This is a genomic window from Enterobacter sp. ENT02, assembly GCF_019219165.1.
Taxonomy (GTDB): Bacteria; Pseudomonadota; Gammaproteobacteria; order Enterobacterales; family Enterobacteriaceae; genus Enterobacter; species Enterobacter mori.
The window spans coordinates 1,094,436-1,106,906 of the sequence record NZ_JAHUWD010000001.1 but is presented as its reverse complement, the minus strand read 5'-3'; the positions used below and the strand labels follow the sequence as shown (position 1 = coordinate 1,106,906).

Below are 12,471 nucleotides of genomic sequence, written 5' to 3'. Positions count from 1 at the left end.
AACGATAGCCATACTGAACAGGGAGATAATTATGAAACTTCGGCTGTCGGCGCTTGCGCTGGGCGCGACGATGCTTGTGGGCTGCGCCAGCTCCGGGGAGCAAACGGGACGCTCCGATCCTCTTGAAGGATTTAACCGCTCGATGTACAGCTTCAACTATAACGTGCTGGATCCGTATGTGGTCCGCCCGGTAGCGGTGGCATGGCGCGATTATGTTCCACAACCTGCGCGTAATGGATTAAGCAATTTCACCAGTAACCTGGAAGAGCCTGCGGTGATGGTGAACTATTTCCTGCAAGGTGACCCGTATCAGGGGATGGTGCACTTTACGCGCTTCTTCCTGAACTCCCTGCTGGGTATGGGCGGCTTCATTGATGTCGCTGGCATGGCAAACACAAAACTGCAGCGTGAACAGCCGCACCGTTTCGGCAGCACGCTGGGGCATTACGGCGTAGGTTATGGTCCGTATGTGCATCTGCCGTTCTATGGCAGTTTCACCGTGCGTGATGATGGCGGCGATATGGTGGATACGCTGTATCCTGTGCTGTCATGGCTGACCTGGCCGCTGTCGATTGGTAAGTGGACGGTGGAAGGGATCGAAACGCGTGCGCAACTGCTGGACTCTGACGGTCTGCTGCGCCAGTCTTCCGATCCGTATATCATGGTGCGTGAGGCGTACTTCCAGAACCATGACTTCATCGCCAATGGCGGCAAGCTGAAGCCGGAAGATAATCCGAACGCGAAAGCCATCGAGAATGAACTCAAAGATATCGACTCGGAATAAATAAAAAAAGGTGAGCAACAACGCTCACCTTTTTTGATCTCTCTCGCGATTAGAACGCGTAGTTGAAGTTGGTACCGAACAGCCAGGCTTTACCTTCAGAGGTGAACTCGTAAGGGCCTTCCTGGAACGTCACTTTCTGACCGTGCATATAAGAGACGCCAGCGTCGACTGACGCATTCTCGTTGAATGCATAGGTTGCACCAGCACTCAGCCAGAAGCGGTCCTGATCCGGGATGGAGATGGAGCGCTTATCAGCCGGAACCGGGCTATCATCAAACGCGATACCGGTACGGAACGTCCAGTTGTCGTCCATATAGTAGGTTGTACCCAGCGCAATACGGTATGCGTCGTGGAAACTTTCGTCCTTATAGAACAGCGTCTGACCATTGGTGCCGGTCGCTTTCAACTCTTCGAACTGACTCCAGCTGGTGTATGCCAGGCTATAGTGAATAGCCCATTGTGGTGCGACGCGGTTGTAACCGGAGACTTCCCACATTTCTGGCAGATGCAGTGACAGTGAACCTGGTACGGTCTGGTTTGACGTGCCCCACGGGATGGTGGTGCCTGCACCCGGAACCATGCCGTTTACAGGGCTCAGGATGCCGCTTTTGTAATCGCCATCGAAATCAATTTTCACTTCTGAGCGATAGGTCAGACCCCAGCGGTTATTTTTGTCCAGCTCATACAGAATACCCGCGTTCCAGCCGTAGCCCCACTCATCGCCCTTCAGGCTGGCGATCTTGTTGCTGTTTTTCGGCAGAGCGGCAGTTTGTTCACCGGTATAACGCTCAATTTTGGCATCAGCGTAGACGGCATCAAAGCCCAGGCCGAAGCTCCAGTTGTCATTGAGACGATACGCGCCGCTCAGGTTCAGGTTGAGGGTAGTTAAATCGGTTTTGCCCCCATATTCGCCTGCCGGGTAATTGTTATTGAACTCGGTTGCCAGACCATAGTTAGAGGTGACTGACGCACCCCAACCAAATTGTTCATTAATCGGCGCAACGAAGTGCAGGTTAGGTACCCACGCTGTCGGCGCGATGTTATCCGCTTTCAGGCTCGCGCCGGTGAAAGGCGATTTGCCGGAAATATTGACATCAGGATCGATGTAAACCGCACCAGCAGAGAAGGTCGGGCGATCGAACATCATGATAAGCGCAGGGTTACGACTTGCGTTACCTGCGTCATCAGCAATAGCGCCTTCCCCGGAATATGCACGGCCAAGGCCAGAGGAAGAAAATTCGTTTAACTGGAAGCCCGCTGACCAGGCGGACGTTGAGACGATTGCCACTGCGACTGCCAGCGCAGTCTTTTTGAACAGGGTTTTCTGGCTCATGACCATAACCTCATTGAGTTATTTTTATTCAATAATTGTTACATACCGTAACAGGAGCGCGAAGTGTAGGGTCTGAGGTATGACATACAAATCAGACCAGTGGCGTGAGTATAGGTCTGACCAGCTAATATGTTGCAAGTTTGTTTATTAATATTTTCAAACATGTTTCTTGAAACGAGATCTGGTTGGCAAAATTGTGACCAGCGAGACTCACCCGAAAGGGTGAATTTTGTTTTAGATCATTTTTTAGTGTGATATTGCTCACTTATCCGATTTTGCGTCATTAACGGCTGGAGAGAGCCAGCGGCGGGGCGTAAAATATCAGCATCGTGTTTATCTCGCGCTTTGCGCGAATACAGAGGAAATTGAGCTATGAGTAAATGCAGTGCTGATGAAACCCCGGTTTGCTGCTGTATGGATGTTGGCACCATCATGGACAACACCGATTGCACCGCGTCTTACAGCCGTGTATTCACTAGCCGTGCCGAAGCGGAAGAAACCCTGGCCGCGCTGAGTCAACGTGCGCGTGAAGTCGAATCCGATCCGTGCGAAATCAAGTCGACCTTTACCGAAGTGGAAGGTGGCGTGAAGCTGGATATCGATTTTGTTTTTGCGTGTGAAGCTGAAACGCTGATTTTCCAGCTGGGCCTGCGTTAATTCCAGCGGTCTGGTGCCCTCACCCCAACCCTCTCCCACGGGAGAGGGCGCAAACATCAAAAACGGTAACCTCAGGGTTACCGTTTTGCTTTTACCTCGGGGCATTTTCTTTTTCTTCTCTGTGTTTTAGCTCGCATTTTTATGCTTCCCCGATTGGCTGAATGTAAAAAAATGGTTAAGACTGTTATCAGGTCAGACCACTTTATATTTGTGTAAAGTTTTTTACAGGGGAATGGTATGAGTCAGGCATTACCGCTTATCACCCGACAAGGTGATCGCATTGCCATTGTTAGCGGGTTGCGCACGCCGTTTGCGCGTCAGGCAACCGCCTTTCATGGTATACCGGCCGTCGATCTGGGAAAAATGGTCGTAGGCGAGATGCTGGCTCGCAGCGAAATTCCGCCTGAGGTCATCGAACAGCTGGTCTTCGGCCAGGTCGTGCAGATGCCTGAAGCCCCCAACATTGCACGTGAAATTGTTCTCGGCACGGGAATGAATGTGCACACCGATGCCTACAGCGTCAGTCGCGCCTGCGCGACCAGCTTTCAGGCGGTGGCTAACGTGGCCGAAAGCCTGATGGCGGGGACTATTCGCGCGGGTATCGCGGGCGGGGCGGACTCCTCTTCAGTGCTGCCGATTGGGGTCAGCAAAAAACTGGCACGTATCCTCGTGGATGCTAACAAGGCCCGCACTACTGGCCAGAAACTTAAACTCTTCTCGCGTTTACGCCTGCGCGATCTGATGCCTGTTCCGCCCGCGGTGGCTGAATATTCAACCGGTCTGCGCATGGGCGATACCGCTGAGCAGATGGCGAAGACCTACGGCATCACCCGCGAACAGCAGGATGCCCTGGCGCATCGTTCGCACCAGCTCGCTGCGAAGGCCTGGTCGGAAGGCAAACTTGTCGACGAGGTGATGACGGCTTACATCCCGCCTTTCCGCGAACCTCTGGTGGAAGATAACAATATCCGTGGCACTTCGACGCTGGCGGATTACGCAAAACTGCGCCCGGCGTTTGACCGTAAACATGGCACCGTTACGGCGGCCAACAGTACACCTCTGACGGACGGTGCTGCGGCCGTGATCCTGATGACCGAATCCCGTGCGAAGGAGCTTGGCATCACCCCGCTGGGTTATTTGCGAAGCTATGCGTTTACGGCGATTGATGTCTGGCAGGACATGTTGTTAGGTCCAGCCTGGTCCACGCCGCTGGCGCTGGAGCGTGCGGGGCTGACGCTGGCTGACTTAACCCTGATCGATATGCACGAAGCCTTTGCCGCACAAACCCTGGCAAACATCCAGCTGCTGGCAAGCGAGCGCTTCGCGCGCGATGTACTGGGCCGCGCCCACGCGACCGGCGAAGTGGATCAGAGTAAGTTTAACGTGCTTGGCGGATCCATTGCCTACGGCCATCCGTTTGCGGCAACGGGCGCGCGTATGATTACCCAAACGTTACATGAACTTCGTCGCCGCGGCGGTGGGTTTGGTCTCGTTACCGCCTGCGCGGCAGGCGGTCTTGGCGCAGCAATGGTTCTGGAGGCTGAATAATGGACATGCCATCTGCATTCAATCTAACGGTTCGCCTCGATAACGTGGCCGTTATCACTATTGATGTGCCTGATGAAAAGATGAATACCCTGAAGGCCGAATTTGGCGTTCAGGTGCGCGCGATGCTGAAGCAGCTTCGCGAAAACAAAACCATTCGCGGTCTGGTGTTTATCTCGGCCAAGCCGGATAACTTTATTGCCGGGGCAGATATCAACATGATTGCCCGCGCGCAAAGCGCTCAGGAAGCCGAAGAGCTGGCGCGTCAGGGGCAGCAGGTGATGGCTGAGATCCACGCCCTGTCGTTCCCGGTGATTGCTGCCATTCACGGCGCTTGTCTGGGGGGCGGTTTAGAGCTGGCGCTGGCCTGCCATAGCCGCATTTGTACCGATGATGCAAAAACGGTGTTAGGCCTGCCGGAAGTGCAGTTAGGCCTGTTACCTGGCTCGGGTGGAACGCAGCGTTTACCGCGTCTGGTGGGGGTGAGTACCGCGCTGGAGATGATATTAACCGGCAAGCAACTGCGCGCCCGTCAGGCGCTGAAAGTGGGACTGGTCGATGAGGTGGTTCCCCACTCGATTTTGCTGGAGGCCGCCGTTGAGCTGGCCCTGAAAGGGCGTCAGGCAAAACGTCCTCTTCCTGTGCGTGAGCGCGTGCTGGCAGGGCCACTGGGGCGCGCGCTCCTGTTCAACATGGTAAGCAAAAAGACCGAGCAAAAAACCAAAGGCAACTACCCGGCGGCGAAGCGCATTCTTGAAGTAATTGAAACCGGCTTGTCGCAGGGTAGCAGCAGCGGTTATGCCGCCGAGGCAAAAGCCTTTGGTGAACTGGCGATGACGCCGCAGTCTCAGGCGCTGCGCAGCATCTTCTTTGCCAGCACTGACGTCAAAAAAGATCCGGGAAGCGAAGCTGAGCCTGCGCCGCTGCGCGCCGTTGGCGTGCTGGGGGGCGGGCTGATGGGCGGTGGAATTGCGTTTGTCACTGCCAGTAAAGGCAAATTGCCGGTGCGTATCAAAGACATTAATCCTAAGGGAATCAACCACGCGCTTCAGTACAGCTGGCAGAACCTTGATCAGAAGGTTAAACGCCGCCATATCAAAGCAAGCGAGCGCGATAAAACACTCTCGATGATCACTGGCACCACGGACTACCGCGGTTTTGCACATCGCGATCTGGTGATAGAAGCCGTTTTTGAAGATCTGGCGCTCAAGCAGCAAATGGTGGCAGACGTTGAACAGCATTGCGCCCCGCATACCATCTTTGCTTCAAACACCTCGTCATTGCCGATTGGCGACATCGCGGCGAAAGCCGCACAACCGGAGCAGGTGATTGGTCTGCACTTCTTTAGCCCGGTTGAAAAAATGCCGCTGGTGGAGGTTATTCCACACGCGACCACCAGTCCGCAAACCGTTGCCACGGTGGTCAAGCTCGCGAAAAAGCAGGGCAAAACGCCGATTGTCGTGGCGGATAAAGCAGGCTTCTACGTCAATCGTATTCTGGCTCCCTACATTAATGAAGCAATGCGGTTGCTGACGGAAGGGGAGAAGATTGAGCACGTCGATGAGGCGCTGGTGAAGTTTGGTTTCCCTGTCGGCCCAATCCAACTTTTGGATGAGGTAGGAATAGATACCGGCACTAAAATTATACCTGTACTGGAGGCTGCTTACGGAGACCGTTTTAGCCCCCCTGCAAACATTGTTTCTGCAATTTTGAAGGACGATCGCAAAGGCAGAAAAAATGAACGCGGTTTCTATCTTTACGGGGCAAAAGGGCGTAAAAGCAAGAAACAGGTCGACCCTGCGGTTTATGGGCTTATTTCTGTTACCGGTCAGGGAAAACTGTCGTCAGCGCAGTGTGCTGAGCGTTGTATGATGATGATGCTCAACGAAGCGGCGCGCTGTTTCGGCGAACAGGTGATCAGAAGCGCACGCGATGGTGACATCGGTGCCGTATTTGGTATTGGTTTCCCGCCGTTCCTTGGCGGCCCGTTCCGGTATATGGACACCCTCGGGGCGGGTGAAGTGGTTGCAATTCTGCAACGTCTGGCTTCGCAATATGGTCCACGGTTTACACCCTGTGACGAATTATTGCAGATGGCGGAACGGGGCCAGACATTTTGGCCTGCAAGGGAAACTGTCCTCGTAAGCTGAGGTCAAAGAAGGGTAAATCCTTCGGTGAAGAGACCTGTTTTGGCGAATTTGTAAACAGAGATTGACTATACTTACGCCATTGAGGTAAAAAACAGCGTTTCATTCACCGAATGGATCAGGCACAATGCCCGGCCATCGGGTTTTCTACCTCCCAGCTTTAATCGCGGGTAGTCAACGCCGGTGATTCTGGTTAACAAAAGCGGTGCAATATGCAAGTTTTTATCATGCGTCACGGCGACGCGGCACTCGATGCCGCCAGTGACTCAGTACGTCCTTTGACAGTCTGTGGCTGCGACGAATCCCGTCAAATGGCTACCTGGCTTAAAGGTCAAAAAGTGGACATTGAACGCGTTCTGGTGAGTCCGTTCCTGCGTGCAGAACAGACGCTGGATGTGGTTGGGGAGTGTATGAACCTGCCTTCCAGTGTGGATGTTCTCCCTGAACTCACGCCGTGTGGCGATGTGGGTCTTGTGAGTGCCTATCTTCAGGCGCTGTGCAATGAAGGTGTCGCTTCCGCACTGGTCATTTCCCACCTGCCGCTGGTCGGCTATCTGGTATCTGAGCTGTGCCCTGGCGAAACGCCGCCTATGTTCACGACCTCCGCCATTGCCAACGTCACCCTGGACGAAACCGGCAAAGGTGTCTTTAACTGGCAAATGAGTCCGTGCAACCTGAAGATGGCAAAAGCGATCTGACGTGACGTGCGATATGGCGGGGCGCAATGTGCTTCCCGCCATCCTGTCAGGGCAACTCTGGCGGCTGCCATTCCTCGACTTCAATCAACACCAGCAATGCGGCATCTCCGCCGTACTCTTTGGGTGCCTGATGAAACGCCATCACGTGTGGATGCTGAGCCAGCCACAGCGGCGTCTGTTGCTTGAGAATATGTTTGCCGTGACCGTGCATCACGCAGGCGCAAAAAACGTGTTCGCGACGACATGCCGCAATCAACGCTCCCAGCTCCTGTTTCGCCTGCATCTGGGTTAACCCGTGCAGATCGAGAAACAGCTCCGGTGAATAGTCCCCACGTCGTAGCTTTTTCAGCTCAAAATGGCTGACGTCTTCACGTACGTACTTCACAGCCCCCTGCGTGTTGAGCAGCGGCTGAAATTCATCTGAAAAATAGTGACTGTTATCGGCCTGCTCCTGGAGCAGTCGCTTGACCGGCACTTCGCTGATTTTTTTGCGCTGAGGACGATGAACGATGGTGTCCTGCGTGATTTTACGCGTCCCGGTCATCAGCTGTCGGAAGAGTGTCTGATCCTCCTCGCTGAGCGATGTTTTCTTTTTCATTTGGCATTCTCATCTCGTATTTCCGATAGTGTACCCGACTAAACGCATTTTTTAACCTCAAGCGGTACGCGTCATTGCTGATTTATCGCCGTCTTCATGGCAAACTAGCCGCCGAAAATTATGCGAGCATGCCCTGGAGGAAAGAGTGGATAAAATTTTTGTCGATGAAGCAGTAAACGAGCTGCATACCATACAGGACATGTTGCGCTGGTCGGTTAGCCGCTTCAGCGCCGCCAACATCTGGTACGGTCACGGTACCGATAACCCGTGGGATGAGGCCGTTCAGCTGGTGCTGCCGTCCCTCTACCTGCCGCTGGATATTCCGGAAGACATGCGTACCGCGCGCCTGACCTCCAGCGAGAAGCACCGCATCGTTGAGCGCGTGATCCGCCGCGTGAACGAGCGTATCCCGGTAGCCTACCTGACCAATAAAGCCTGGTTCTGCGGCCACGAGTTCTATGTTGATGAACGCGTGCTGGTGCCGCGCTCGCCGATTGGTGAGCTGATCAACAACCACTTTGACGGACTGATTAACCATCAGCCGCAGCACATTCTGGATATGTGTACCGGCAGCGGCTGCATTGCGATTGCCTGTGCCTATGCCTTCCCGGAAGCGGAAGTGGACGCGGTCGATATTTCCACCGACGCGCTGGCCGTAACCGAGCACAACATTGAAGAGCACGGCCTGATCCATCACGTAACGCCAATTCGCTCCGATCTGTTCCGCGATCTGCCGACGCTGCAGTATGATCTGATCGTCACCAATCCGCCATACGTCGATGCAGAAGACATGTCCGATCTACCAAACGAATATCGCCATGAGCCGGAGTTGGGCCTGGCATCAGGCTCTGACGGCCTGAAGCTGACCCGCCGCATTCTGGCCTGCGCGCCGGATTACCTGACCGACGACGGCGTTCTGATTTGTGAAGTGGGCAACAGCATGGTACATCTGATAGAGCAGTACCCGGATGTGCCGTTCACCTGGCTCGAATTCGACAACGGTGGTGACGGCGTCTTTATGCTGACCAAAGCGCAGCTGCTCGACGCGCGCGAACACTTCAGCATCTATAAAGATTAATCCAGCGGGCTTCGGCCCGTTTCGCAACGCTCAAACACAAACAACAACATCGGAGCCGTGATGGCAGGAAACAGTATTGGACAGGTATTCCGCGTGACCACCTTTGGGGAGTCGCACGGGTTGGCACTCGGTTGCATCGTCGACGGCGTACCGCCAGGCATCGAACTGACCGAAGCAGATTTACAGCACGACCTCGACCGTCGACGTCCGGGCACCTCTCGCTACACCACGCAGCGTCGCGAGCCGGACCAGGTCAAAATTCTTTCCGGCGTCTTTGAAGGGCGCACCACTGGGACCAGCATTGGTCTGCTGATCGAAAATACCGATCAGCGCTCCCAGGACTACGGCGCCATCAAAGACGTTTTCCGTCCGGGCCACGCCGACTACACCTACGAACAAAAGTACGGCTTCCGTGACTATCGCGGTGGCGGACGCTCTTCCGCGCGTGAAACCGCGATGCGCGTGGCGGCTGGCGCCATTGCCAAGAAATACCTGCAGCAGAAATTTGGCATCGTTATCCGCGGCTGTCTGACCCAGATGGGTGACATTCCACTGGCGATCAAAGACTGGGATCAGGTCGAGCAAAACCCGTTCTTTTGCGCGGATGCCGACAAGCTGGAGGCGCTCGACGAACTGATGCGCGGCCTGAAAAAAGAGGGCGACTCCATCGGTGCAAAAGTCACCGTGGTGGCTGATGGCGTTCCGGCTGGCTGGGGTGAGCCGGTATTTGACCGTCTCGACGCTGACATCGCCCACGCGCTGATGAGCATCAACGCGGTGAAGGGCGTCGAGATTGGCGACGGTTTTGACGTGGTTCAGCTTCGCGGTAGCCAGAACCGCGACGAAATCACGAAAGCGGGCTTCCAGAGCAACCATGCGGGCGGCATTCTGGGCGGTATCAGCAGCGGGCAGCAGATTGTTGCCAACATCGCACTGAAGCCGACTTCCAGCATTACCGTGCCGGGCCACACGATTAACCGCTCTGGTGAAGAAGTTGAGATGATCACCAAAGGACGTCACGATCCGTGCGTGGGGATCCGCGCGGTACCGATCGCAGAAGCGATGCTGGCGATCGTGTTGATGGATCACTTCCTGCGCCAGCGCGCGCAGAATGCGGATGTGACGACCACCATTCCACGCTGGTAAACATGAAAAAAACCGCAATTGCTCTGCTGGCGCTGCTCGCCAGTGGAGCCTCTCTGGCCGCCACGCCGTGGCAAAAAATCACCCATCCGGTGGCGGGGAGTGCGCAGTCCATCGGTGCCTTCTCTAACGGCTGCATCGTGGGCGCGCAGGAACTTCCGCTGCAGTCAGACACCTATCAGGTGATGCGTACCGATCAGCGCCGTTATTTCGGCCATCCGGACCTGGTGCTGTTTATACAGCGCCTTGGTAATCAGGTGCATAACCTGGGGCTGGGCACGATGCTGATCGGCGATATGGGGATGCCTGCCGGGGGCCGCTTCAACGGCGGTCACGCCAGCCACCAGACCGGACTGGATGTCGATATCTTCTTACAGCTGCCGAAAACGCGCTGGACGTCTTCGCAGCTGCTGAGACCGCAGGCGCTGGATTTGGTCGCGAGCGACGGTAAGCGCGTAGTGCCGTCCCTGTGGACGCAGGATGTCTCCAGCATGATCAAGCTGGCGGCAGAAGATAACGACGTCACGCGGATTTTCGTTAACCCGGCCATCAAGCAACAGCTCTGTCTGGATGCCGGAACGGATCGCGACTGGCTGCGTAAAGTGCGTCCGTGGTTCCAGCACCGTGCACATATGCACGTTCGTCTGCGCTGCCCGGCGAACAGTCTGGAATGTGAAGATCAGCCGCTTCCACCGCCTGGCGATGGCTGTGGTTATGAATTGCAAAGCTGGTTTGAACCGGCGAAGCCTGGAACCTCTAAGCCTGAGAAGAAGACACCGCCTCCGTTGCCGCCTTCCTGCCAGGCGCTACTGGATGAGCATGTACTTTAATGGATAATTTCGTCGATCTGTTTATGGTGTCACCGCTGCTGCTGGCGGTGCTCTTTTTTGTTGCGATGCTCGCCGGGTTTATCGATGCGCTGGCGGGTGGAGGCGGTTTGCTGACGGTTCCGGCGCTGCTGGCGGCGGGCATGAGCCCGGCTCAGGCGCTGGCGACTAACAAGCTGCAGGCCTGCGGTGGGTCGCTCTCGGCGTCGCTCTATTTTATCCGCCGAAAGGTGGTGAGCCTGGCCGATCAGAAGCTCAATATTCTGATGACCTTTATTGGCTCGACGTCGGGTGCGCTGCTGGTTCAGCACGTGCAGTCCGATATTTTGCGTCAGATCCTGCCGATCCTGGTTATTTGCATCGGCCTGTACTTTTTGCTGATGCCGAAGCTCGGTGAAGAGGATCGCCAGCGTCGCCTGCACGGCCTGCCGTTTGCGCTGGTTACCGGGGGCTGTGTGGGTTTTTATGACGGTTTCTTCGGCCCGGGCGCAGGCTCATTTTACGCGCTGGCCTTCGTGACGCTGGCCGGGTTCAACCTCGCCAAATCCACCGCCCATGCCAAAGTGCTCAACGCGACCTCAAACGTCGGCGGCCTGCTGCTGTTTATCATTGGCGGCAAGGTTATCTGGGCAACCGGCTTTGTAATGATGGTGGGCCAATTTTTAGGCGCGCGCGTGGGCTCGCGTCTGGTATTGAGCAAGGGGCAAAAGCTGATCCGCCCGATGATTGTTGTGGTCTCGGCGGTGATGAGCGCCAAACTGCTTTATGACAGCCATGGACAGGAGATCCTCACCTGGTTGGGGATGCACTAATGAACAGTACGCATAACTACGAACAGCTGATTGAGATTTTCGACGGCTGTTTTGCTGATGATTTTAATACCCGTCTGATTAAAGGCGACGACGAACCGATCTATCTTCCTGCTGATGCAGAGGTTCCGTATAACCGCATCGTTTTCGCACATGGCTTTTACGCCAGCGGTTTGCACGAGATTTCGCACTGGTGCATCGCGGGGAAAGCACGTCGCGAGCTGGTGGACTTCGGTTACTGGTATTGCCCGGACGGGCGTGACGCCGCAACTCAGGGCCAGTTTGAAGATGTTGAAGTCAAACCCCAGGCGCTGGAGTGGCTGTTCTGCGTGGCAGCGGGCTTCCCGTTCAACGTGAGCTGCGACAACCTGGAAGGCGACTTCGAGCCGGATCGTATCGTCTTCCAGCGCCGCGTTCATAAGCAGGTGATGGAATATCTTGAGAAGGGCATCCCGGAACGTCCGGCGCGCCTGATCGAGGCTTTACAGAATTATTACCACACGCCGGAGATCACGGCGGAATGCTTCCCTTGGCCGGAAGATCTTTAACAGAGGAAAGAAGATGATCGCAGAATTTGAATCACGCATTCTGGCGTTAATTGATGACATGGTGGAACACGCCAGTGATGATGAGCTGTTCGCCAGCGGTTATCTGCGTGGTCACCTGACGCTTGCCGTAGCCGAGCTGGAGGCAGGTGACGATCACTCTGCCGATGCAGTTCACGAAGAAGTGACTCGCAGCCTGGAAAAAGCCATTCAGGCCGGAGAACTCTCTCCGCGCGATCAGTCTTTGGTGCTGGGCATGTGGGACAAACTGTTCCAGCAGGCGAAAGCGAAGTAAGTGTTTCACCAC

Annotated in this window: 13 protein-coding genes; 11 read left to right on the top strand and 2 right to left on the bottom strand. The window is 55.4% G+C overall.

Translation table 11 applies throughout. From position 1 onward, the window contains the following. Positions 1-31: 31 nt before the first annotated feature. Positions 32-784 carry a phospholipid-binding lipoprotein MlaA gene (mlaA, locus tag KW829_RS05045; protein ID WP_010433199.1) on the top strand — a complete coding sequence of 251 codons (753 nt, stop codon included), beginning with the start codon at positions 32-34 and terminating at the stop codon, positions 782-784. Between the two features lie 49 nt (positions 785-833). Here the strand turns inward: mlaA and fadL are convergent, their stop codons facing one another. Beyond that, entirely contained in the window at positions 834-2,117 is a 1,284-nt protein-coding gene (gene fadL / locus KW829_RS05040) for a long-chain fatty acid transporter FadL (protein ID WP_010433202.1), read from the bottom strand. A gap of 372 nt (positions 2,118-2,489) precedes the next feature. Here fadL and KW829_RS05035 point away from each other — a divergent pair, with 372 nt between their 5' ends. From KW829_RS05035 to sixA, 4 genes are all read left to right on the top strand, one after another. Beyond that, positions 2,490-2,774 carry a YfcZ/YiiS family protein gene (locus KW829_RS05035; RefSeq protein WP_010433204.1) on the top strand — a complete coding sequence of 95 codons (285 nt, stop codon included), beginning with the start codon at positions 2,490-2,492 and terminating at the stop codon, positions 2,772-2,774. A gap of 237 nt (positions 2,775-3,011) precedes the next feature. Further along, the gene (fadI, locus tag KW829_RS05030) at positions 3,012-4,322 is read left to right on the top strand and encodes an acetyl-CoA C-acyltransferase FadI (protein ID WP_218307729.1); all 1,311 of its coding nucleotides are present in this window, start codon (positions 3,012-3,014) and stop codon (positions 4,320-4,322) included. After that, positions 4,322-6,469: a fatty acid oxidation complex subunit alpha FadJ gene (gene fadJ / locus KW829_RS05025; protein ID WP_218307728.1), complete on the top strand. Its 2,148-nt coding sequence runs from the start codon at positions 4,322-4,324 to the stop codon at positions 6,467-6,469. Before fadI ends, fadJ begins: the two co-directional genes overlap by 1 nt. Before the next feature lie 209 nt (positions 6,470-6,678). Next, positions 6,679-7,164, top strand: a complete 486-nt coding sequence (gene sixA, locus KW829_RS05020) for a phosphohistidine phosphatase SixA (protein WP_003861375.1) — start codon at positions 6,679-6,681, stop codon at positions 7,162-7,164. Between the two features lie 46 nt (positions 7,165-7,210). Here sixA and smrB read toward each other — a convergent pair whose 3' ends face one another. Next, positions 7,211-7,762: an endonuclease SmrB gene (gene smrB / locus KW829_RS05015; protein WP_042718983.1), complete on the bottom strand. Its 552-nt coding sequence runs from the start codon at positions 7,760-7,762 to the stop codon at positions 7,211-7,213. Positions 7,763-7,907: 145 nt separating this feature from the next. Between smrB and prmB the strand changes: the two genes are divergently transcribed. From prmB to KW829_RS04985, 6 genes are read left to right on the top strand one after another with little or no spacing between them, the layout of a single operon-like run. Further along, a complete protein-coding gene (gene prmB, locus KW829_RS05010) occupies positions 7,908-8,840 on the top strand; it encodes a 50S ribosomal protein L3 N(5)-glutamine methyltransferase (protein ID WP_010433217.1) in 933 nt (310 codons plus the stop codon). Between the two features lie 60 nt (positions 8,841-8,900). Then, positions 8,901-9,986: a chorismate synthase gene (aroC, locus tag KW829_RS05005; protein ID WP_010433219.1), complete on the top strand. Its 1,086-nt coding sequence runs from the start codon at positions 8,901-8,903 to the stop codon at positions 9,984-9,986. Positions 9,987-9,988: 2 nt separating this feature from the next. Beyond that, entirely contained in the window at positions 9,989-10,813 is an 825-nt protein-coding gene (gene mepA / locus KW829_RS05000) for a penicillin-insensitive murein endopeptidase (protein ID WP_218307727.1), read from the top strand. Beyond that, on the top strand, positions 10,813-11,622 hold the full coding sequence (locus tag KW829_RS04995; RefSeq protein WP_218307726.1) for a sulfite exporter TauE/SafE family protein: 810 nt from the start codon (positions 10,813-10,815) through the stop codon (positions 11,620-11,622). Before mepA ends, KW829_RS04995 begins: the two co-directional genes overlap by 1 nt. After that, positions 11,622-12,167: an elongation factor P hydroxylase gene (locus KW829_RS04990; RefSeq protein WP_010433224.1), complete on the top strand. Its 546-nt coding sequence runs from the start codon at positions 11,622-11,624 to the stop codon at positions 12,165-12,167. The genes KW829_RS04995 and KW829_RS04990 overlap by 1 nt, the downstream gene beginning before the upstream one ends. 13 nt (positions 12,168-12,180) lie before the next feature. Then, the gene (locus tag KW829_RS04985; protein ID WP_010433226.1) at positions 12,181-12,459 is read left to right on the top strand and encodes a YfcL family protein; all 279 of its coding nucleotides are present in this window, start codon (positions 12,181-12,183) and stop codon (positions 12,457-12,459) included. The last annotated feature ends 12 nt before the right edge of the window (positions 12,460-12,471 follow it).